The organism is Rhizobium rosettiformans (assembly GCF_016806065.1).
GTDB lineage: Bacteria > Pseudomonadota > Alphaproteobacteria > Rhizobiales > Rhizobiaceae > Allorhizobium.
This window is the reverse complement of the sequence record NZ_CP032405.1, coordinates 3,804,375-3,826,161: the sequence shown is the minus strand read 5'-3', so window position 1 is coordinate 3,826,161 and position 21,787 is coordinate 3,804,375. Positions and strand designations below refer to the sequence as shown.

Below are 21,787 nucleotides of genomic sequence, written 5' to 3'. Positions count from 1 at the left end.
CAGGGTGAAAGGGCCGGGCTCCCTCAATCCGGCGGGTCCGGCGTATCGGATTTGGCGCCAATCTTGTGGTCCGGCGTCAATTCGAGGCTCAACTGTCCAAGGCGGCCCGAAATCTCGTTCCACAGGCGTCGGAGGCGGCGAACGTGGAGGTCATCGCCGATCCAGTCCATCAGATGCTCGACAGCCCGGGAGGACATCGCCTTGGTCTCGCTGATGGTGGTGAGCGCCCAAATGCTGAAGTCCTTCGCGTCGACTTCCATGATCTGCCCATCTGCGCCGGGGATGAGAAATTTCGCCGTACTCTTCTCGAGGATGAGTTTCATCGGGCCGGTCGGTGCAAACAGGACGGATGCGTAGATTCGATCGAAGGCATCGATCGCTTGTTTGTCAGCCTCACTGTCGTCCCTGCGATTTTGCTTCAAGGCACGTTCGAGGTCGAAGATCGTGCGCACGTTGAATTGTCGCAGCAAAAGGAAGCGGTCGAGGCCGACGACGCAGCAGAGCTGTGCCTGGGCGATCCAGTCGACGGTCTGATAGATCCCGTATGGCGTCTCGATATGCAGCATGATCGGATTATAGGTGGCGAGCGACTGAACGTCTGAGATGCCGCATTCTTCAAGGCGGAAGCGGGTGAAGAAGTCTATACCATCGATGGCATCCAGAGGGACGACCCGGGTCATGTCGATGAACCGATTGTCCGACTGCTTGATCCAGTTGATCTGGGTGCCGATCTTGACCAGGATGAACTGCAGGACACTGCCCGGCAGCAGACCAAAGGCGAGGCCGAGAAGGATCCAGAGCGCTGGCAGGTCCCCGATCGGTGTGGTCCGGTCGATGCTCACGGCCGCCTGAAGAGCGCTCAAGTCGGGAATGGCGCGGTAGAGCGTGGCCGAGGCCAGCACCGAAATCACGATCATTGCCGCCTGCCTTATCATCGTATAGCCGTTCAGGTCGAAGACGGCGAGCGCCTGGACGAGATAGCGCAAGGACGAGAGGTAGGCGCCAATGAATGTGATGGCCGCGACCGTCAGGACGTTTTCGGCGAGTTGTCTGACGTCAACTGCGGCGGTTTGATCCGAGAACTTCATGCCGCCTACCGTCAGCAGGTTGAAGGTCGTTCCATCAAGACAGGTCGCCGCCGTCTCGAAACAACCGAAACCCGAGAAGGCGAGGATGAAGCCGGTCGTGACGACGAGAAGATAGGGAATTGCAGCGGTCAACAGCCGCAGGTCGCCCCGGTTCAGAAAGACGCGGGTCCTAGAGATCGTATCATTAATCTCGCTGATGATGTCCTCCGCCGATCGGAGGTTGCCGCTCGAAGCTCTCACTTCCCGTTCGTCATCGCTGCTAACATCGGCGGCGTATTTGCTGCGAACGAATTCGAAAGACGGGCTGGTGCCTTCCTCTCCCAGGTCGATGACAGGGAAGGTTTTCACGTAATCGCGAATGAGACGGAGCCGTCGGAGCCTGATCTCGTATCGGCCGAAGATCAAGGCGAAGACGGTAATCAGGGATATGGCGAAGGCGACGACCACCGTCCATGTCAATGAGGGATCGGTGATCGCTTGAGCGGCAAGTTCTGTTTGCATGGCTTCCCCCTTTTTCTGAGGGAAGCCTAAACTCTTGATGGTAGCTGACTACCAATTAGGCGCGATCTATGATTGAAGATTCAATCAAGGATTGTCTATTTCGTCTTTTTCGCCACCACGAGATGACCAGGAGAGGGCTCACCGTCCTGCATGCGCACGTTGATGTCGGTGATTTCGACCACTTCGAAGCCTGTCGCGGCCAGCCGTTCACGCACATAGGTCTCCGCATGCACGAAGCGCTGGTGCGGCCCAACCATGAAGGGACGGCCGGCCATGACGTCTTCCGGCCGGGTTTCGGAAGAGAAGACAAAGATGCCGCCGTCGGTCATGTTCTCGGCAGCACCAAAGAAGAGCGGTTCCAGCGCGCCGAGATAGGGCAGCACGTCGGTTGCCGTGACGAGATCGAAGGGTTCGTCGTCATTGTCTTCGAGGAAGTCCTCGAGTTCCGCCACATAGAGCGTCTCGTAGAGGTCCTTCTCATGGGCGATCTCGACCATCTTTTCGGAAATGTCGATGCCCGTCATATCGTCCACGACGTCGCGCAGCGCGCCGCCGGTGAGGCCGGTGCCGCAGCCTAGGTCGAGCAGACGCTTGAACGGGCCGAGACCGAGCGTTTGCAGACGCTGGCGGACCATCATCGGCACGGTGTAGCCGAGTTGTTCGACGAGAATGTCCTCGAAGGCATCAGCGTGCTGATCGAAGAGCGTCTCGACATAGGCGTCGGGCGCTTTCGGCGGGGCCTCGCCACGGCCAAGTGCGGCAATCCGCACCGATGCGCCGCCGTGGTCGTCGGGGTCGATCGCCAGCACTTCCTCATAGGCCTTCACGGCTGCATCTACATCGCCGGACTTTTCGAGGGCGAGTGCGCGGTTATAGGCTTCCGCCAGGGCTTCTTCGTCGATCTTGGCCATGTGAGGCTCCTGTTTTCTTGGCCGCTCATCGGGCCTTTGCCGGTCGTCTAGCGGGTCGGGCCGGGCTTGGCAATGAAAAGGGAACCGCGGGCGGTTCCTGGTGTTTTCTTGATATGGAGCCAAGCATGGAACAAACCGCACAAGACAAAGCCGGTATACTACCGCTGGAGAGCGCAACGCCCGCGCGCCTCGCGCCGGCGCTGCCAGCCAGTTCGGCTGAAAAAGCCAATATGATCATCCACTATTATCGCGGTGAGATCGGTCGGATGACGAGCTGGCGCGACCGGATAGATCGGACCACGAACTGGTCGATGACGGTGGTGGCCGGCCTACTTTCCGTGTCACTGTCGACGCCATCGTCGCACCATGGTGTCGTGCTGTTCGCCATGCTGCTCGTCTCGGTCTTTCTTCTGATCGAGGCGCGGCGCTATCGCTTCTTCGACGTCTACCGGGCAAGGGTGCGCCAGCTCGAGCGGCACTACTTCTCCCAGGCGCTCTGCCCGCAGGCCGAATTGAAGCCCGATTGGGCGGAAGCAATTGCTTCCAGCCTTCGACGGCCCGTATTCCTGATGGCATACCGCGAAGCGCTCTTTCGTCGCATTCGCCGTAACTACATTTGGATGTATCTCATCCTGCTCCTTGCCTGGGCGCTCAAGATATCAAGCCCGAAGCTGCAACAGAACGAAGCCCCCGCCGAGTTCGTCAGCAGTCTGTACCAAATCGTTCAGAACGCCCATCTAGGACCGCTGTATGGCGGCGTCGTGCTGGCGCTGGTCGGCGCCTTCTATGCTGCGTTACTCTTCGCCATCCTCTATCGGAAGCCGAAAGATGGGGAAATTGCCCATGGCGAGGTGCATGTCTGAGCTCAGTGCAGGATGAACTCGCCTTTTAACGAGCGCCATTCGCTGGCCGCGATCATCTTCTTGTGCACATAGGTCACAGAGTGCAGCGGCCCCTCGATCTTGTCCTGCCAGAAGCGCAGGAAGCCACGCATCTCCGGAAAGTCCGGAGCCAGATCGTAGTGCTGCCAGATATAGGTCTGCAGCAGGGAAGGGTGATCGGGCAGGCGGTAAAGGATCTGGGCGGTTGTCAGCCCGTAACCCTTCAGCATCAGTTCCATTTCGCTGTTCATGTGCCGGCGTTCCCCGTTCTCGTGGAAGACGGATCGACGCGGGCGGTGTCATCGCTTCCGCGACCGACCGGGGCCGCGACCGACGCGGGCCCTGACATGATGGAAACATCTGTTGGTGAAGGAAGTGCTAATGGAGTTGAGGGGCGATCCAGGCCGGGTCGCCACCCGATAGTCATCGTTTGAGGTGACGGGTCAGGCGTGCCTCGATCGCACCCCATGTATGACGCAGCGCCTCGACGATGGCGAGATAGAAGATCGCTGCCCAGAGGTAGGTCTGATAGTCGAAGGTGCGCGAGAAGGCGTAGCGGGTCTGGCCCATGAGATCGAGAACGGTGACGACTGCGACGACGGCCGAGCCCTTGATCATGAAGATGATCTCGTTGCCATAGGGGCGAAGAGCGACGATCAGGGCTTGCGGCAGGATGATCTTCCAGAAGGTAATCGAGGTTGGTATGCCAAGGGATTTTGCACCTTCCGTCTGACCACGCGGTACGCTTTCGATCGCACCGCGCAGGATCTCCGCCTGATAGGCGGCCGTGTTCAGCGTCATGGCAAACAGGGCGCAATACCAGGCCTCGCGGAAGAACCACCAGAGGCCTATCGCCTCGATCTGCGCACGGAAGGAGCCGAGGCCATAATAGATGAGGAAGATCTGCAGCAGCATCGGCGTGCTGCGGAAGACATAGACATAGGCATAGGCGATCGTGTTGAGGATCGGGTTGCGTGACATGCGCGCGAATGTGACGGGGACGGAGAGAAGGGCGCCGAGCGTGATCGACCCGAAGGTCAGGATCAAGGTCGTGGCGAGACCGTCCAGGTACCGCCAGCCATAGCGCTCGATCTTGGCCGGGTCCCAGCTCGATGCGAGGTACCAGACCAGGGCAAGCCCGAGAACAGCCCAGAGAGTGAGGATGGCATAGCCGGCGACGCGGGCCAGGTTGATGCGGCTTGCCTTTGTCGGCGGCGCGGGGCGGGCGGGGATCATGTCCAGCGCATGGCTCATCGGCTTGCCTCCGCGCGGTTCGCCCAGCGTGCGATGGCGTTGAGGCCGATCGAGGAGACGGTGGCAAGAACGAGATAGAGAAGGCAGGCGATCCCGTAGAACATGAAGGCTTCCTTGGTGACGCGTGCCGCAACACCCGTCTGCCGCACGATGTCGGCAAGGCCGATGACCGAGACGAGCGCCGTATCCTTGAGGAGCACAAGCCAGAGATTGCTGAGGCCCGGAAGCGCGATGCGGATCAGTTGCGGCACGATGATCAGCCACATGGTCTTGCGCCGGCTCAGACCGACCGCACTGCCGGCCTCGTACTGACCACGCGGGATGGCCTGGAACGCCGAGAGCAGAACTTCCGAGGCATAGGACGAGAAAACGACGGAGAGCGCGATCATGCCCGCAACAAATGCGTTGATCTCGACGCGCTGGTCGATGCCGAGCGAGGACAAGATGGACTGAACGAGAATCTGGAAGCCGAAATAGACGATGAAGAGGGTCAGCAGCTCGGGCAGTCCGCGAAAGATGGTCGTGTAGACGCCGGTCGCTGCCCGCAGGCTCCATTCTCCCGACTGGCGCGCCAGCGCAATCAGAAAGCCGAGGGCAAGGCCCACGGGCAGGGTCGCAAGTGCCAGCGAGATCGTCACCTTGACGCCGAAGGCGATCTCGTCGCCCCAGCCGGTGTCGCCGCAGCCGACAAGCGTATCGGTCGCCAACAGCCGGAAGAGCCCGACGGGACCACAGAGCGGATCGAACGTATAGTTGATCCAGTCCCAGATCGAGCCGAGCGCGGAAGACAATCCGCCCATGCCATTCCCCCTTGGCGGTTTTTCCCGCCTTTTTTCATGTCATTGCAGTTCAAATGCAAAATGGCGGAAGTGTTCGACTTCCGCCACTTGGTTTTATCGGTTTATGCCGGGATCACTCGCCGTAGACGTCGAAATCGAAATACTTCTTGTTGATTTCGGCATATTTGCCGTTTGCGCGGATGGCCTCGATCGCAGCGGAGAGCTTGTCTGCGAGTTCGGTTTCACCCTTTCGCACTGCAATGCCTGCACCTTCACCATTGATCTCGACATCCACCTCAAGCGGGGTCAGGATCTTGCAGCAGGTGCCGGCGTCCGACTTCAGCCATTCCGACAACACGACGATGTCATCGACGACGGCGTCAACGCGGCCGCCTTCAAGGTCGAGCTTGTATTCATCAGCAGTAGGGTAGAGCTTCAGCTCGCTGTCCGCCATGTGCTTTTCGGCATAGTTGGCATGGGTCGTGGAGGACTGCGCGCCAATTGCCTTGCCCTTCAGGCCGGCCAGATCGGTGATCGGGGAGTCCTTCGGAACGGCGACGGCCGGCGGCGTGTTGTAGTACTTCTTCGAGAAGTCGACCTTCTCCAGGCGCTCTGGGGTGATCGACATGGACGCGATGATCGCGTCGAACTTCTTGGCTTGCAGGGCCGGAATGATGCCATCCCAATCCTGGGTGACGAATTCGCAGGAGACCTTCATTTCTTCGCATAGCGCATTGGCGATGTCGATGTCGAAGCCAACGAGGGTGCCATCGGCTTCCAGATTGTTGAAGGGCGGGTAAGCGCCTTCAGTGCCGATGATCAGCTTCTCTTGAGCCATGGTCGAGCCGGCAAAGAGCGACAGCGCAGCGATCGATGCTGCGGCCAGAAAACGTGTCGGAATACGCATGAGATCCTCTCTGTTGGGTGGACGCCGTTTGTTGTTGTAAGGCGGCTGTCCGTGATCGTGTGGAATGGTCGACCACACTTGGGCCCAATATTCGTCCGTTTTTAAAGCCGAAATCAACAACAAACCGCGTGATCGCTAAAATTTGCCCCCGTAAATCCACTAGGGGCCATGAAAGACATTTTTTTGTTCCAATCGCTGTTGTGTGGTGGAGCAAAAGCCGTTCCAACTCGTTCAGGCACGGTTAATTATGCGAAATCTAATTTGGCCGCAGCTTCGGTTCGCACAATCGAGCATGCATTCAACAGCACGGACCCGGATGACACTGTCACCGGCCCGTGCGTAGGGAAGGAAACGCAAGGTATGTTCAACAAGAGATTGCTCAACACGGTGGCAATCCCGGTCCTGTCCGTCGCGGTATTGGCAAAACCGGTCGCTGCGGCTGTCACCGGACATCCAGAACGCCAGACGCAGTCGCGACAGGCTGAAGAACAGCTGATCCAGCTGGCCCAGGCCGTCACCTGCAATGACGGATCGGAAGCGCCTGACGCGGATACTTGTGCTGCGCGCGATGCCCAGGCTGCGGCCGAGGAAGAAGCGCGCCGCCAGGCTGAAGCAGAAGCGCAGGCCGCCGCAGAGGCGGAAGCTCAGCGTCAGGCCGAGGCCGAAGCTCAGGCCGCGGCCGAAGCAGAAGCTCAACGTCAGGCTGAAGCAGAAGCCCAGGCAGCCGCCGAAGCAGAAGCTCAGCGTCAGGCGGAAGCGGAAGCCCAGGCCGCTGCCGAGGCAGAGGCACAGCGTCAGGCCGAAGCCGAAGCTCAGGCAGCCGCAGAAGCAGAGGCTCAACGCGCTGCCGAGGCGGAAGCGGAAGCCCAGCGTGCGGCCGAAGCCGAAGCCCAGCAGCAGGCTGAAGCCGAGGCGCAGCGTGCAGCTGAAGCGGAAGCCGAGGCACAGCGCGCAGCAGAGGCCGAAGCCCAGCGCGCAGCTGAAGAGGCTCAGCAGGCCGAGCCGGCCGTCGAAGAGCAGCCCGCCACAGTTACCTGCGCCGATGGATCGCAGGCCGCTTCTGAAGCAGAGTGCGCAACACCTGCCCAGCCGGAAGAACAGCCGGTGGATGAGCAGCCGGCCCAGACCGAAGAGCAGCCTGCGGAAGAGGTGCAGCCGACGCCGGATTCGGCTGCTCCGGAACAGACCGAAGAACTGCCGACCGAAGAGCAGGCAACCGGAGAAGAGGTCCCCGCCGAAGCCCAGCCGGAAGGCGAGCAGGTTCTCGTGCCTGCGGTCGAGCCTACGGAGAATCAGCCGGTTCCGCAGATCACCGATACCCGGACCGCCGAGGAAAAGGAGGCTATCGCCGAAGACCCGTCGCAGACATCTGAAACCGTGGTGCTTCCGGTCGACAACGGTGCTGCTGTTCTCGACAGCGACAAGGATGCCGACAACAGCGGTGGCGAGAATGTCCGTCAGCGACGGAGCGAGTTGCGGGCACAGGAAGACGTGGCTCCTGCGCCGGAGACGGATGCCGACGCCCAGTCCGAAGCCGTGGCCTTCGATCCGCAGACGTTGCAGGCAACGGTCTCCGAGCAAGGCACCACCATGGATGCCGCGCCGACCTTCGAAGTGCCGACCACGGTTACCAACGTGACCAACAGCACCGTGACCAACAACGTCACCAGCAATGTCACGAACAACAACGTGACCAACAACACGGTTATCCAGAACAACGTGGTCAATCAGGTCACGGAAGTCCGGGTCATCGAGCAGATCGACAACCGCACCGTCATCAATGTCGGCAACCAGATCGTCGTGCGTGGCGATGATCGCCGGCGCCTAGGCTACGATGCTCAGCAGACCTATTACGAGCAGCTGTCGCGTGGCCGCACGCGTGAGACCATCGAACGTGCCGATGGCAGCAAGCTGGTAACGGTCTACAACCGTTACGGCGACATCATCATCCGGTCGCGGATTTCGCCGGGCGGACGCGAATATGTCCTGATGTATTCGCCGGAAGCCGATGGCCAGCGTCCCGCGATGTATGTCGACGTCGGTCTGTCTCTGCCGCCGATGCGTCTGACCATCCCGGTCGACGACTATATCGTCAGCACGACGCGTTCGCCCGATCGTGACTACTACGACTTCCTCGCCCGCCCGCCGGTCGAGCGTGTCGAGCGCGTCTACTCGATCGACGAAGTCAAGTCCTCGGCTCGAATCCGCGACAAGGTCCGTCGTATCGACCTCGATACGATCACCTTCCCGTCGGGTTCGGCTGAAGTCCCGCTCGAACAGGCAAGGACGCTGCGCCGCGTGGCTCAGGCCATGGAAAAGCTGCTTGAAAACGATCCGGGTGAAGTCTTCCTGATCGAGGGCCACACCGATGCCGTCGGTTCGGATCGCTCGAACCTGATCCTTTCGGACAAGCGTGCAGAAACCGTCGCCAACCTGCTCACCGAAGTCTACGGCATCCCGCCGGAAAACATGTCGGTCCAGGGTTACGGCGAGCGCTTCCTGAAGATCCGCACGGAAGCCGCCGAACAGCAAAACCGTCGCGTCGCCATCCGCCGCGTCACTACGCTGGTTCGCCCTGCAAACGTGTCGAGCAACAACTGATCGACCACGCTCACGAATGGAAGAAGGCCGCCGGAGCGATCCGGCGGCCTTTTCTTTTGGGGAGATGTCAGGACCGGGGTGGGAGCCCCGTGACCGTGGCGATGAAGTCGGCAATCGCCAGGGTATCATCGAGGTCGAAGACCGGCAGATCGGTGTCCTCGACGCGGTGATCAGCCGCGATCGCGCGGATGTGCGGATCGGATGGCGCCAAGTGTTCACGGTTTGCGGATGCTTCCCGCCGCGCTTCGATCTTCGGCACGGGCTCACGCTTATAGCCTTCGATCAGCACGAGGTCGCAGGGGCCGATGCGGGCGAGGATTTCCTCGAAGCTCGGTTCTGGAGCGCCACGCAGCTCATGCATGATGGCATAACGGGTACCGGACACGATGACGACTTCATGGGCGCCGGCCTCCCGGTGCCGGTAGCTGTCGGCGCCGACCTTGTCGATGTCGAAGTCATGATGGGCGTGCTTGATGGTCGAAATCTTGTAGCCGCGGCGAGTGAATTCCTCGACGAGCCGCACGGCAAGCCCGGTTTTTCCGGAATTCTTCCAGCCGGCAATGCCGAAGATGCGCGGAGCGTTCGTCATACTGTACCCTGTTCGATGATGGCCTCGGCCATTGCGAGGTCCTCGGGCGTGTTGATGTTGAAGAAGGGATCGACCGGACCGAAGGGTCCTTCGAAGGATGCGAACTCCACGGTCTCGTTTGGGTGGCGGGCGACGAAGTCGAAGACGCGGCGGTGATCGGGGTCGTCTAGCCAGCGGTCGAGATCTTCCGCCAGCGTGACCGGCCAGAGCGCCGTAATCGGATGGTTGCGGCCGTTGCAGGCAGCCAGCATGATCGCGTCGCCTCTCACCCCGTCTTGCAGGCGCCTTACCAGGTCGCACGGCAGAAAGGGGTTGTCGCACGGTGTAGTCAGAATATGTGTGGGTCCGCCAGGTAGTTCGGCAAATAGCTTCACGCCTGCGAGCACGCCAGCGAGGGGGCCGGGTCGGTCTGGCCTCGTATCCTGGAGGAGGGGAAGGCGTGCGGCCAGCGGATGACCTTCGGACGCATTGAGGTAGACCGCCGAAGTCTGCGGCCGCAACCGGTCGGCAACCCTCAGGGCAAGCGGCGTCGTGCCCAGGATCAGTTCCGCCTTGTCCCGGCCCATTCGGCGCGACAGGCCGCCAGCGAGAATGACGGCCGGGGGGCGGGTGTCCTGCGTCATGGGGTCACCGCTCTTCGCCCGGGGCAAAGCGCAGGAAAACCACTGCGACGAGGGCGAGAAGGCAGCAGGCGAGCATGACGAGCAGCAAGGGCATGGCGCCGGTTTCGACCGACAGTATGCGGGACGCCAGCCAGGAGACGAAAGCGCCGCCACCCATGGTGATTGCGCCGCCGAGGCCGGAGGCGGAGCCTGCGAGTTCCGGGCGGACGCTGACGATGCCGGCATTGGTGCTCGGCAGGGAGAGGCCATTGCCGAAGCCGACGACGACCTGCGGGGCGAAGAAGGCCAGATAGGAGACGTATCCTTGGGCAAGCAAGATGATCGGAATGGCGGCGCCGACCAGGGCGACCACGCCACCGACCAGCATCATCATATCAATCCCGGCACGACGGGCGAAACGTCCGGAGAGATAATTGCCAGCGATATAACCGGCTGCGATGAACATGAACTGCAGGCCGAGCATGCTGGGTGTCAGGCCCAGCAGCGTGCCACCGACAAAGGGTGCGCCGCCGAGAAAGGCGAAGAAGGCGCCAGAGGTAAAGGTGCCAGCCATGGTGTATCCCCAGAAACGGGGCGAGGCGAGAAGTCTCGGCCAGGCCCGGAACTGCTCGGAAAAACTGCCGCTCTTTTGCCGGTTGGTTTCGCCGAGGTCGCGATAGACGAGCAACAGAACGGCAAGGGCTGCAATCAGGATGGCTGTAAAATTCGAGCGCCAGCCGAAATTGTCGCTGAGCACCCCGCCAAGCGTCGGGCCGATCATCGGGATCAGCGTCATGCCCATGGTGACATAACCGATCATCGAGGCGGCTTCGTCCATCGGGACCATGTCGCGGATGATGGCGCGGGAGAGAACGAGGCCGGCGACCACGGCCGTCTGGATCATCCGGGCGAAGGTCAGGATCTCGATCGAGCTTGCCAGTAGGCAGACCAGCGAGGAAACAATTAGGATCAGCAGAGCGCCAATCATCACCGGACGCCGGCCGTAGCGGTCGGACAGAGGGCCGATCACCAGCTGTACCAGGGCGGTCATCGCAATATAGCCTGAGACCAGGACCTGCACCCGGTCGTAGTCGACGCGCAAATCGAGGGCCATGGCCGGCAGCGCCGGCAGAAAGATGTTCATCGTCAATGCCGACAGCCCGGCAACCGCCACGAGACTGACGATATGCGGGGCCGTGGTCCTGTCGAGAAAGCGAGACTGCTGCTGCACGCTCAAATGTCCTTGCACTGCAAACGTGATCAGCCCGGGGAGGCCGGATCGGCGCGGCGGGCGAGGGCCGCCTTTCGCTTGCTCTCGCGATAGAATGTGTAAAGGCCAGAGCCAATGACAATAGCGGCGCCAACGACCATCCAGATATCCGGCACTTCGCCGAAGAAGAGCATGCCGAGCAGAACCGCCCAGAGGAGGCTGGTGTAGCGGAAGGGCGCGATGAAGGAGATCTCGCCGGTGCGCATGGCCATGATGATCGCCTGGTAACCGGCAAACAGGAAGATTGAGGCAAAGGCGAGCTTGCCGAGCGCGCTGCCGGACATGGGTTGCCAGCCGCCAAAGACGGGAATGAGCAGCAGGCCGGCAAAGGAGATGGAGGCTGCGGTGAAAAGCGTGACGGAGAGCGACGAGATGCTCGGATCGATCCGGCGCGTCACGAGATCACGGCCGGCTGCCGTGATGACACAGAAGACTATGTAGAGCGAGGCGAGCGTGAAGCCCTCCGGGCCGGGCTGGATGATGACGAGCACACCAATGAAGCCAAGGCCGATCGCCGTCCATCGGCGCCAGCCCACCGGCTCCTTGTAGAAGAGCGCGGCGCCAAGGGTCACGGCCAGAGGCAGGGACTGCAGGATTGCCGAGGCATTGGCGAGCGGCACCTGGCCGAGCGCGGCTAGGAAGGCGACGGCTGCGACCGTTTCGAAGGCGATGCGGATCAGGATCAGGGGCTGCAGGATGTTCTTGATGTGGTCGAGCGCGCCCATGCGGCGCGCAACGATATAGACCAGAACGGCGGTGAAGGCTCCGCGCACGAACATGATCTGCGCCACGGTCAGTTCCGCGGTAACCGATTTCGTCAGAGCGTCGTTGAAGGTGAAGCCCGCCATCGAGATCGCCATCAGAAGGGCGCCTCGGGTGTTCTCGGATAATGCCATGCTCGATTCCCGTGCGTACCCGCTGGTTCTAGACCAAGGAGCACGCGCGAGAAACCTTATTCCCGCTGTTGTGGCCCTGAAACGATGCTGCAGTGCCAAAAACGCGGTGGCCGGTTAACCTTTGTTCAAACTCCCGAAGACAAGCTCGCCGATGGAACTGCATGAGGCGGCTCCTTTCCTTCGATCCTGCGCGATGAGCTCGCGGGATTTCGGCCTTCCCGAGGGTCTCATGAGTTTTATTGATCGCCTCCTGCAAAGTCGCAGGATCGTCACCAAAGTTTTGCTTTTTGTTGTTCCTCTCGTTCTGCTCATGGCCGGTGTCGGCCTCCTGGGCTATTGGACTGCCACCACCCTCAACGGCCATATGACCGTCACACGTGCCACGATCGGCAATATCAGCGATCTGGAAAAGCTGCAGCAGGGCCTGCAGGAGTTCAGCCTGGATCCGACGGAGGAGAGCAGGGCAGCTCTTCTTTCGGCCATCGACGGCCAGGACAGGGGGCTCGGCGTCCTGAACGGCGTGCTCGCCAAGCAGGCTCAGACGGCCGATCTTTCGGCGCTGACGCAGCTGCCGGCGCAGATGCGGGTTCAGACGTCGACGCTTTGGGACAACAAGACCGCGCGAGAACAACTGGATTCCGGTCTGAATGCGGCCGTTGCCGCCTTGCAGGCGGAGAGCCAGCAGATCGTCAAGCAGGTCGATTTCGTCCGCAACGATCTCGCCGGCAAGGAGCGCTTCGCGAAGGAATTGCTGTTCGACGCCTCTGCCTTCAAGACGCTGCTTGACCGTCTCGGCAAATTGCGTGTCGGCGTGCAGATGGCTTTCACTCCCGAAGAACAGCTGGACGAAGCAAAACTCTATCTCGCACCGATGCAGAAGGATCTGGTCAAGGCCAACGAGATCGCTTCCGAAAAGGGCAGGGTTCTGGTCGGCGAAGTCGGCACTGCGATCGGCAAGATCGAAACGATCCTCGGGCAGACTGGCCCAGTTGATGCCAGGGCCCGAGAACTCGGCCTCGTGCTTTCCGAACTCGTCGAGATCGAGCAGAAGATCACGTTGCAGGCCGCCAAGAACAGCGATGTCGCCGCCGACCGCTTCGTCAGCCTTGACCGGCTCGTCGCCGAGCAAAAGGAGCTGATGGCCCTCGTCGATGCCGCCGCACTTGGTGTTGCTACCATCGAGTTGCGGGTGCAGCAGATGCTGGGTTCGCTGGACGACGCACGCCGTGTGGTGGTCATCAACGAGATGGAAGCACTCCAGACACTGGCCGGCCGGATCTCCGAGCTCGGTGCCAAGAACAGTGCGCTTCGCGACTTCCCCCAGAAGATTGCGCCGCATGTGGTCGCGATCACCGAAAAGTCCCAGGCGATGCTGGACGCAGGGTTGAATTGGCAGAACGAACGGCTGGCCGCCAATGCGGCCGTGTCGGCAGCCATGGAATCGCTTCGCAATTTCGTCGCCCAAGCGCAGGAAATCGGCCGCGAGGACAGCGAACGGTCTGCGACGATCTCCGTCATCACCATGGTCGTCGGCACGCTGCTCGCGATCATCGGCGGTCTGATGCTGGTCGAGACACTGCGCGCGCCGCTCAAGCGGATCACCGGCGTGATGTCGCGACTGGCGAGCGGCGACCTGTCCGTCCCGATCGAGGGCCGCAATCGCGGCGACGAAATCGGCGATATGGTGCGGTCGGTCACCGTTTTCCGTGATGCGGCGCTCGAAAATCGCCGCCTGGAAGAAGAGGCGGAAGCTGCGCGCACGCGCTCGGAGCAGGAAAGCGCGCAGCGTGCCCAGGACCGGGCCCGCGTCGAGGCCGACCAGCGGTCTGCGCTCGAAGCTCTGTCCTCTGTGCTTCAGGCACTTGCCAACGGCCAGCTCAACGTCTCCATGCGTGACGACCTGCCGGCCGATTTCGTCGCCATGGCCTCGACATACAACCAGGCGGTCGAAGCCCTGCGGGCGACGCTTGAAGAGGTTCGTGCGGCAAGCGTCGACATCAATGCCGGCACCGAGAACCTTGCGGTTTCCGCCGATGATCTTGCGCGCCGGACCGAACAGCAGGCCGCGGCGCTTGAGGAAAGCGTGAGGGCGCTCTCGCATCTGAGCGATGTCGTACGCTCGACAGCCGATGGGGCAGGGCGCACCGCACAATCCGTGCAGTCGGCCCGCGATCACGCCCGCCAGTCCGGCGTGGTGGTCAAGAAGGCGGTCGAGGCCATGGCTGAAATCAGCCGTTCCTCCGAGAAGATCTCGACCATCATCGGCGTCATCGACGAGATCGCCTTCCAGACGAATCTGCTGGCACTGAATGCGGGTGTCGAAGCCGCCCGAGCCGGCGAAGCTGGTCGTGGCTTTGCTGTCGTCGCCCAGGAAGTGCGTGACCTTGCGCAGCGCTGCGCCAATGCGGCGAAGGAGATCAAGACGCTGATCTCCGTCAGCGGCAATCAGGTCAAGTCGGGTGTCGAACTCGTCGAGAACACCGGTGTCGCGCTGCAGTCGATCATCGATCAGGTCGAAGAAGTGCAGTCGCTGGTCGAGCGCATTTCGGCTGCAACCCGCGAGCAGTCGACCGGTATCAGCGAGGTGACGTCGGCCGTGCGTGACGTCGAGCTGATCACGCAGCAGAATGCCGCCATGGTCGAGGAGAACAATGCCGAGATCCAGGGCCTGCGTCAGCGGGTCGATATCCTGATGCACAAGATATCGCGCTTCCGTACCGACACTGAGCGCGGTCAGCCGCAGGTCTATCGCCGGTCGGCGTAAGCGTGAAGAACTAGCCGGCGGCACTCAGCCGCCGGTGACGCTCATATGGCGGGCCACCGCCGGTTTGCGGTGGTTACGATCGATGATGAAATCGTGGCCCTTGGGCTTGCGCGAAATCGCTTCATCAATCGCGGCAGAGAGATAGGCGTCGTCATCAGAGGCGCGCAGTGCGGTGCGGAGATCCGCAGCATCATCCTGACCCAGGCACATATAGAGCGTGCCCGTGCAGGTCAGGCGGACGCGATTGCAGCTTTCGCAGAAATTGTGCGTGAGCGGCGTGATGAAGCCGAGGCGTCCGCCGGTTTCCTTCACCTCGACATAACGGGCTGGGCCGCCGGTGCGGTAGGGAATTTCATCAAGGGTAAACTGCTCTTCGAGCCTCTGACGCACGAGCGAGAGCGGCAGATATTGGTCGGTGCGATCTTCGCCGGTCTCGCCCATGGGCATGGTCTCGATCAGTGTCAGATCCATGCCTTCGCCATGGGCGAAGCGCAGCAGCTCAGGTATCTCGTGCTCGTTGAAATCCTTCAGAGCGACAGCATTGAGCTTGATGCCGATGCCGGCTGCCTGCGCTGCGCGGATGCCTTCGAGCACCTTGTCCAATTCGCCCCAGCGGGTGATTTCCTTGAACTTTGCAGGGTCAAGCGTATCGATAGACACGTTGATGCGGCGAACGCCGCAATCCGCAAGCTCCGCGGCATGGCGGGCGAGTTGCGAGCCGTTGGTGGTCAGGGTCAGCTCGTCCAGACCGCTGCCGAGATGGCGGGAGAGGCCGCGTACGAGATGCATGATGTTCTTGCGCACCAGCGGTTCGCCACCTGTCAGGCGCAGCTTGCGCACGCCCTTGGCGATGAAGGCGGAACAGAGCCGGTCGAGCTCTTCCAGCGTCAGGAGATCCTTCTTCGGCAGGAAGGTCATGTTTTCCGCCATGCAATAGCTGCAGCGGAAATCGCATCGATCCGTTACGGAGACGCGCAGGTAGGTGACCGCGCGCCCGAAGGGGTCGATCATCGGGCTTGCTCGATCGACAAGCGGTTCTGCATGGCGCCAATCGGCGGGGCTATGATCCAAAAAAACTCTCCCGGTGTTTGGAGCAATGTGGTGCCAAGGCTAGCAGGCGTCAAGTTGACACCGCCCTGTGCGATCAATTCGGATTGCAAACGGCGCGGGTTCGACCTAGGTCTGCGCCAACCGCCTGGAACACTGCGAGGACTGCATGACCGAGATCTGGCCGACCGAACTGAAGGTGTCCAAGGACAGGCGCCTGCTGACCGTGAGCTTCAATGACGGTGTCGCAGCCGTGCTTCCTGCCGAGATGTTGCGCGTGCTGTCGCCCTCGGCAGAAGTCCAGGGCCATGGTCCAGGTCAGAAAGTCACCGTTCCAGGCAAGCGCAATGTCGCGATCCGGCAGATGGTGCCAACCGGCAATTATGCCGTTCGCATCGCCTTTGACGACGGCCATGATACCGGCATCTTCACCTGGAACTACCTGCGCGAACTCGGCGAGACCGGCGATGAAAAGTTCGCGGCTTACGAACAGGAACTGGCGGAGAAGAAACTCAGCCGCGATCCTCGCTGAGGTCAGGATCGACGAGCCCGTCCGAGGAAAGCATACGCTGGATCAAGAGGTCCATCGTCTCGGCGAGGTGTTGGCACTCGTCGAGCGGTGTTGCAGAGAGCGTCCGCTCGATGAGCTCCGTCTGGATGCGCATCGCCTGTTCGCTTAGGCTCCGGCCTCCTTCCGTCAGGAAAAGTCTCAGCACTCGCTTGTCCCGTTGGTCGGCCCTGCGCTCGAGAAGCCCGCGCCTTTCCATCTGCGGCAGCAGCATGCTCATGTTGGAACGACCGACAAGCAGCTTGCGGGCTAGTTCCTGCTGGGAAATCCCCTCGAACCGATAGAGATTGACCAAGATATCCAGGTGCGGCGGCTTGATGTCGAGGGGTGCCAGCGCGCGTGCGAGTGCCTGCTGCATGAGCTGACAGGCGCGCGCTACCGATATCCAACTGCGAAAACGAGGATGGTCCCAGGGGAAGGCTTGCTTTTCGTTCATTCTTGTACTTTATTGTTCAGCATTGAACATTATGATGGGATTCCGACTATGCCATCCTTTCCTCTCAAGGTCACCCGCCTGGCTTTCGCGCAGCTGGAGAAGGTCTCGCCGACGGTCGCCGGCCGGATTGCCTTCGAGCTTTTCTGTCGAACCCCGAGCCGTCGCCCAAAAGGCGACAAGGCCAAACAGGTCTTCACCGTCGGACGCAGTCGGTTGCGACAGGCTTCGACCGTTCGTCTCGCACTGACGCGCGGCATGGCGGCAGCCCATCATCTCAGCTCGCAGGAGGGGAGCGGTTCTGCCCCAAGGTTTCTTGTAGTCCACGGCTGGGGCTCGCGTGCGGAGTATCTCTCCGAAATGGCGCTCGGATTGCGTGAAACGGGTGCCGAAGTGGTGGTCCTTGACCTGCCGGGACACGGCGCGTCCAGCGGCCGTCGGCTCGACCTCAAGATTGCGGCCGAGGCCATCGTGGCCGCCGAGCGCCATTTCGGGCGGTTCGACGGTGTTGTCGGCCACTCCTTCGGTGGTGCCGCCGTCATGATGGCGGCAGGGCGCGTGTTTCCGGAACTGCATCCTTTGAATGCGCCGAGGATCGCACTGATCGGCTCACCTTCCAGCATGGGCGAGGTGTTCAACGGCTTTGCTTCCATAGTGGGGCTTGGACGTGGCAGCGTCGGCGCCATGCGCATTCGGGCCATGGATCTGGTCGGCGCGCAGGTCGAAGACTTGGATGGCGTCGCGGTGGCGCGGCGTATCGACCGGCCGCTGCTCGTGGTGCACGCGGAAGACGACAAGGAGGTCAATGTCGGCCATGCGCAGCGCTATATCGGCGTGTCGCCGCATGTCCGTCATCTCTGGGCGAATGGTCACGGACACCGCAGGATCGTCAGTGCGCCTGAGGTGATTTCTGCTGTCGCCTCTTTCCTGGCAGGCGCCGAGGGCGCGTCGAGGGCCGGGAACCGCAAGGTGTCATAGTCCCGTCATGGCTCTTGCCTAACCCGGAGCTGCCGCTAGGCTTGGGGGGAGTGAGGAGTCAGCATGACAGTGATAACGACGATCGAGGATCTGAAGGCCATTTACGGCGAGGCAGGCGAGGCATCGACCGCCAAGGTCACCGCATTCTTGACGCCGGCCTACAGGACGATGATCGAGCGCTCGCCCTTCGTGGCGCTGGCGACGGTCGGTCCGGAGGGGCTTGATTGCTCGCCCCGCGGTGATCGCGGCGCGGTGGTGCGCATCGAAGACGACCGGACAATCACGCTTCCGGATTGGCGTGGCAACAACCGCATCGATTCGCTAGTGAACATCGTGCGCGACCCCCGCGTGGCGCTGATGTTCCTCATTCCGGGCTCGAACAGCGTCATGCGGATCAACGGCCGGGCGGTGGTTTCGGTCGCGCCCGAGCTCATCGAGAGCTTCGTTATGGATGGACACCATCCGCGAAGCGTCGTCGTGGTGACGATCGACGAGGCATACTTCCAGTGTGCGCGGGCCGTGATGCGGGCAGAACTTTGGAATGTTGAAAGACAGGTCGCGGCGAACGACCTGCCGACGCCCGGCGAGATGCTGAAGGCTGCAAAGCAGGACTTCGATCGCGAAACCTATGATCGCGAATGGCCGGAGCGTGCAGCAAAGACGATGTGGTGATCTCGGAAGGGGATCACCGTTTGTAGATCAGCCAGCTCTTGGTGAAGTCCTTCTTCATCCCGTCTTCATAGGGCTTCGTCCGGTTCCTGCCGGCATTCTTGGCGCAGTAAAGGGCGATGTCGGACTTCGCGTAGAGTTCGCCGGCATCTTCCGCATCGGCGGCCATGGCGAACCCGAGCGATATGGTGATCGGGCCGTAATTGACGCCGGTCTTGGAGTTCTTGAAAGGCGTCGTTTCAAGCGCACTGCGCACTCGTTCGCAAGTCTGGAAGATTTCTTCTGCGGTGTTGCCCTCGATGATGATCGCGAACTCCTCGCCACCCGTGCGGGCGACGAAGCAGTCCTTGCGGACGTTGCTGCGGATCACGGTGGCAACGGTCGCGAGGATCTTGTCGCCGACCGGATGGCCGTAGGCGTCGTTGACCTTCTTGAAGTTATCAATATCGGCGAGCACGAGAGCCGCCAGCGGTCTGGCATCGCTCGTGTAGACGGCGGCGAGCTTTTCGTCGAAGGCGCGACGATTGGCAATGCGCGTCAGGGAATCGGTGTTGGCAATCCGCTTGTATTCATCGAGTTCGCGACGGACTTCGTCCATCTCTTTCGACCGTTCGGACATCTTGACGACGGTTTGTTCGCCATGCGCCATGGTTGAGCCCGTGGCTTCCGTCAGGATGTTGATGGCGCTGCGCAGGATGTCGGCGCTGTTCGTGCTCTTCGAGCTGATCCGGTGATAGGTTTCGCCGAGGAGGCGGTTGTAGCTTTGCAGCGATGTCTGTTCCTGCTGCAAGAGACGCAGCAATCCATCCAGTTCGCCGATCAGCTTGGAATGGGCATTCTCGATGGCGCGGCCCTGATGGCTGCCGAAATACTGCTCTCCGAGCGCGTCGAGTTCGTCCTGGTTGGCGCGACTGCCGAGCGCTGCCAGCTCGCGGGTGAGTGACGGGTTGGAGCCGATATAGGCTTCGTAGAACAGCTCGTAATTGCGCGGGATCGGGGCGACCCCCATCGAGCGCATCGCATATGTGATCTGTGCCGCGACGTCAGGTGCCTGCGTCTTTGGCGGTGTTGCCGTGCTCATTCGGCCAACTCCAATGGTCGTCACTCGAGACATTCAAGGGTCCAAAGATTCAATTAGCGGCAAATGATTGGAAAATGTTTAATCTTCTCGCCATGAGAAGTGACGGGCGCAAAATGAGCACTCAGCGCTCACTTGCGCAACCTCTTGTAAAACAAGCGGTAATTTTCCGTTGCGGAGGTTTCCCTCCGCAACGTGCGAGCATTATTTCGACGAGTTTCAGCCGAGATTGAATTCCTGGAAGAAATCGTTGCCCTTGTCGTCGGTGACGATGAAGGCCGGGAAGTCTTCGACCTCGATCTTCCAGACAGCTTCCATTCCCAGTTCTGGGTACTCCAAGACTTCGACCTTCTTGATGCAATCCTGGGCGAGACGGGCGGCCGGGCCGCCGATCGAGCCGAGATAGAAGCCGCCATGGGTCTTACAGGCCTCACGCACGGCGCGCGAGCGGTTGCCCTTGGCCAGCATCACCATCGAGCCGCCGAAAGACTGGAACTGGTCGACATAACTGTCCATACGGCCGGCGGTGGTCGGTCCGAAGGAGCCTGAGGCATAACCCGTTGGTGTCTTGGCCGGACCGGCGTAATAGACCGGATGGTTCTTCATGTAGTCCGGCATGCCTTCGCCCTTTTCCAGGCGATCGCGGATCTTGGAATGGGCGAGGTCCCGGGCAACGATGATCGTGCCGGTCAGCGAGAGGCGGGTCTTGACCGGGTGTTTGGTGAGTTCGGCCAAAATACCGCTCATCGGCTGGTTGAGGTCGATCTTGACCACCGAAGACGACAGGGCGGTATCGTCGATCTCGGGCATGTATTTCGACGGATCGGTTTCCAGCTGCTCGATATAGATGCCGTCCTTGGTGATCTTGCCCTTGGCCTGGCGGTCGGCGGAACAGCTGACACCGAGGCCAATCGGCAGCGATGCGCCGTGGCGCGGCAGGCGGATGACGCGCACGTCATGACAGAAATACTTGCCGCCGAACTGCGCGCCGACGCCCATCGACTGGGTCAGCTTGTGGATCTCCTTTTCCATCTCGATGTCCCGGAAGGCGTGGCCGCTTTCGGAACCTTCGGTCGGGAGGTCGTCGAGATAGCGCGCCGAGGCGAGCTTGACGGTCTTCAGCGTCATCTCGGCGGAAAGGCCGCCGATGACGATCGCCAGATGGTAGGGAGGACAGGCTGCCGTCCCTAACGTGAGGATCTTCTCCTTGAGGAAGTCGATCATCCGGTCATGGGTCAGAAGCGAGGGTGTGCCCTGGTAGAGGAAGGTCTTGTTGGCCGAACCGCCACCCTTCGCCATGAACAGAAACTTGTAGGCGTCCTCGCCCTCTTCGTAGAGGTCGATCTGGGCTGGCAGGTTGGTCTTGGTGTTCTTTTCCTCGAACATCTTGATCGGCGCGAGCTGCGAATAACGCAGATTGCGGCGCTCATAAGCGTCGCGCACGCCTTCGGCCAGTGCAGCGTAGTCCTGACCATCCGTCCAGACGCGGCGACCTTTCTTACCCATGACGATTGCAGTACCCGTGTCCTGACACATCGGCAGGATGCCGCCGGCGGCGATGTTGGCGTTCTTCAGGAGGTCGAAGGCGACGAAGCGATCATTGTCGGTCGCCTCGGGGTCTTCGAGGATCGAGGCAAGCTGTTTCAAGTGGCCGGGACGCAGCAGGTGATTGATGTCCGAAAGCGCGGTCTCCGCGAGGAGACGCAGGCCCTCAGGCTCGACGGTCAGGATCTCCTGACCCTTGAAAGTTTCGACCGAAACATAATCGGACGTGATCTTGCGGTAGGGGGTCGTGTCTTCGCCAATTGGGAACAGATCGTCTGCCATCACAGGGCCTTTCGTGGCATCAGCTTGGAGTTTGCGGTGGTTTAAGCGTTAGCCCTTAAGATTTCAATGCGCCGAAAGCCGAAGGCTCAAGCGTTGACAGGGTGGTGGCGTATCTGAAAAACCCCGGTCCGGACACGCGTTGCG

20 protein-coding genes are annotated in these 21,787 nt (G+C 61.1%); 6 read left to right on the top strand and 14 right to left on the bottom strand.

Features of this window, described 5'->3' with window-relative positions:
* Positions 1-23 precede the first annotated feature (23 nt).
* Together D4A92_RS18745 and D4A92_RS18740 are read right to left on the bottom strand one after the other, a co-directional pair.
* Positions 24-1,589 (bottom strand): hypothetical protein, encoded by a 1,566-nt coding sequence (locus tag D4A92_RS18745; protein WP_203016504.1) that lies wholly within the window; start codon positions 1,587-1,589, stop codon positions 24-26.
* A 95-nt stretch (positions 1,590-1,684) separates the two neighbouring features.
* Entirely contained in the window at positions 1,685-2,500 is an 816-nt protein-coding gene (locus D4A92_RS18740) for a methyltransferase domain-containing protein (protein WP_203016503.1), read from the bottom strand.
* 125 nt (positions 2,501-2,625) lie between these two features.
* On the opposite strand from D4A92_RS18740, the gene D4A92_RS18735 reads away from it, so the two are divergent.
* Positions 2,626-3,363, top strand: a complete 738-nt coding sequence (locus D4A92_RS18735) for a DUF2270 domain-containing protein (RefSeq protein WP_203020036.1) — start codon at positions 2,626-2,628, stop codon at positions 3,361-3,363.
* A 2-nt stretch (positions 3,364-3,365) separates the two neighbouring features.
* Here the strand turns inward: D4A92_RS18735 and D4A92_RS18730 are convergent, their stop codons facing one another.
* From D4A92_RS18730 to D4A92_RS18715, 4 genes are all read right to left on the bottom strand, one after another.
* Positions 3,366-3,632, bottom strand: coding sequence for an usg protein (locus tag D4A92_RS18730; RefSeq protein ID WP_006726048.1), 267 nt, complete (start codon positions 3,630-3,632; stop codon positions 3,366-3,368).
* A 172-nt stretch (positions 3,633-3,804) separates the two neighbouring features.
* Positions 3,805-4,635 carry an ABC transporter permease gene (locus D4A92_RS18725; RefSeq protein ID WP_203016502.1) on the bottom strand — a complete coding sequence of 277 codons (831 nt, stop codon included), beginning with the start codon at positions 4,633-4,635 and terminating at the stop codon, positions 3,805-3,807.
* Entirely contained in the window at positions 4,632-5,435 is an 804-nt protein-coding gene (locus tag D4A92_RS18720) for an ABC transporter permease (protein WP_203016501.1), read from the bottom strand. The genes D4A92_RS18725 and D4A92_RS18720 overlap by 4 nt, the downstream gene beginning before the upstream one ends.
* 112 nt (positions 5,436-5,547) lie before the next feature.
* The gene (locus tag D4A92_RS18715) at positions 5,548-6,321 is read right to left on the bottom strand and encodes an ABC transporter substrate-binding protein (protein WP_006726051.1); all 774 of its coding nucleotides are present in this window, start codon (positions 6,319-6,321) and stop codon (positions 5,548-5,550) included.
* A 360-nt stretch (positions 6,322-6,681) separates the two neighbouring features.
* Between D4A92_RS18715 and D4A92_RS18710 the strand changes: the two genes are divergently transcribed.
* Positions 6,682-8,922: an OmpA family protein gene (locus tag D4A92_RS18710; protein WP_203016500.1), complete on the top strand. Its 2,241-nt coding sequence runs from the start codon at positions 6,682-6,684 to the stop codon at positions 8,920-8,922.
* A 67-nt stretch (positions 8,923-8,989) separates the two neighbouring features.
* On the opposite strand, the gene mobB is transcribed toward D4A92_RS18710, so the two are convergent.
* The 4 genes from mobB to D4A92_RS18690 are packed head-to-tail and all read right to left on the bottom strand — an operon-like array spanning position 8,990 to position 12,279.
* A complete protein-coding gene (gene mobB / locus D4A92_RS18705; RefSeq protein WP_203016499.1) occupies positions 8,990-9,511 on the bottom strand; it encodes a molybdopterin-guanine dinucleotide biosynthesis protein B in 522 nt (173 codons plus the stop codon).
* Complete coding sequence (gene mobA, locus D4A92_RS18700) at positions 9,508-10,134, bottom strand: molybdenum cofactor guanylyltransferase MobA (protein WP_203016498.1); 627 nt, start codon at positions 10,132-10,134, stop codon at positions 9,508-9,510. The genes mobB and mobA overlap by 4 nt, the downstream gene beginning before the upstream one ends.
* A 4-nt stretch (positions 10,135-10,138) precedes the next feature.
* Positions 10,139-11,344: a multidrug effflux MFS transporter gene (locus tag D4A92_RS18695; protein WP_203016496.1), complete on the bottom strand. Its 1,206-nt coding sequence runs from the start codon at positions 11,342-11,344 to the stop codon at positions 10,139-10,141.
* Positions 11,345-11,373: 29 nt separating this feature from the next.
* Complete coding sequence (locus D4A92_RS18690) at positions 11,374-12,279, bottom strand: DMT family transporter (RefSeq protein WP_203016494.1); 906 nt, start codon at positions 12,277-12,279, stop codon at positions 11,374-11,376.
* Between the two features lie 229 nt (positions 12,280-12,508).
* Here D4A92_RS18690 and D4A92_RS18685 point away from each other — a divergent pair, with 229 nt between their 5' ends.
* Positions 12,509-15,043: a methyl-accepting chemotaxis protein gene (locus D4A92_RS18685; protein WP_203016493.1), complete on the top strand. Its 2,535-nt coding sequence runs from the start codon at positions 12,509-12,511 to the stop codon at positions 15,041-15,043.
* A gap of 24 nt (positions 15,044-15,067) precedes the next feature.
* Here D4A92_RS18685 and moaA read toward each other — a convergent pair whose 3' ends face one another.
* A complete protein-coding gene (gene moaA / locus D4A92_RS18680) occupies positions 15,068-16,054 on the bottom strand; it encodes a GTP 3',8-cyclase MoaA (RefSeq protein WP_246754127.1) in 987 nt (328 codons plus the stop codon).
* A gap of 205 nt (positions 16,055-16,259) precedes the next feature.
* On the opposite strand from moaA, the gene D4A92_RS18675 reads away from it, so the two are divergent.
* Positions 16,260-16,622 (top strand): gamma-butyrobetaine hydroxylase-like domain-containing protein, encoded by a 363-nt coding sequence (locus D4A92_RS18675; protein ID WP_203016491.1) that lies wholly within the window; start codon positions 16,260-16,262, stop codon positions 16,620-16,622.
* On the opposite strand, the gene D4A92_RS18670 is transcribed toward D4A92_RS18675, so the two are convergent.
* On the bottom strand, positions 16,603-17,094 hold the full coding sequence (locus D4A92_RS18670; protein ID WP_203016490.1) for a MarR family winged helix-turn-helix transcriptional regulator: 492 nt from the start codon (positions 17,092-17,094) through the stop codon (positions 16,603-16,605). The two genes, D4A92_RS18675 and D4A92_RS18670, sit on opposite strands and share 20 nt — an antisense overlap.
* 48 nt (positions 17,095-17,142) lie before the next feature.
* On the opposite strand from D4A92_RS18670, the gene D4A92_RS18665 reads away from it, so the two are divergent.
* Both D4A92_RS18665 and D4A92_RS18660 read left to right on the top strand, forming a co-directional pair.
* Positions 17,143-18,069 (top strand): alpha/beta hydrolase, encoded by a 927-nt coding sequence (locus D4A92_RS18665; protein WP_203016489.1) that lies wholly within the window; start codon positions 17,143-17,145, stop codon positions 18,067-18,069.
* A gap of 63 nt (positions 18,070-18,132) precedes the next feature.
* A complete protein-coding gene (locus tag D4A92_RS18660; protein ID WP_203016488.1) occupies positions 18,133-18,741 on the top strand; it encodes a pyridoxamine 5'-phosphate oxidase family protein in 609 nt (202 codons plus the stop codon).
* A 13-nt stretch (positions 18,742-18,754) separates the two neighbouring features.
* Here D4A92_RS18660 and D4A92_RS18655 read toward each other — a convergent pair whose 3' ends face one another.
* Complete coding sequence (locus tag D4A92_RS18655; protein ID WP_203016486.1) at positions 18,755-19,819, bottom strand: GGDEF domain-containing protein; 1,065 nt, start codon at positions 19,817-19,819, stop codon at positions 18,755-18,757.
* A gap of 216 nt (positions 19,820-20,035) precedes the next feature.
* Positions 20,036-21,643: a fumarate hydratase gene (locus D4A92_RS18650; RefSeq protein ID WP_203016484.1), complete on the bottom strand. Its 1,608-nt coding sequence runs from the start codon at positions 21,641-21,643 to the stop codon at positions 20,036-20,038.
* Positions 21,644-21,787: the final 144 nt, after the last annotated feature.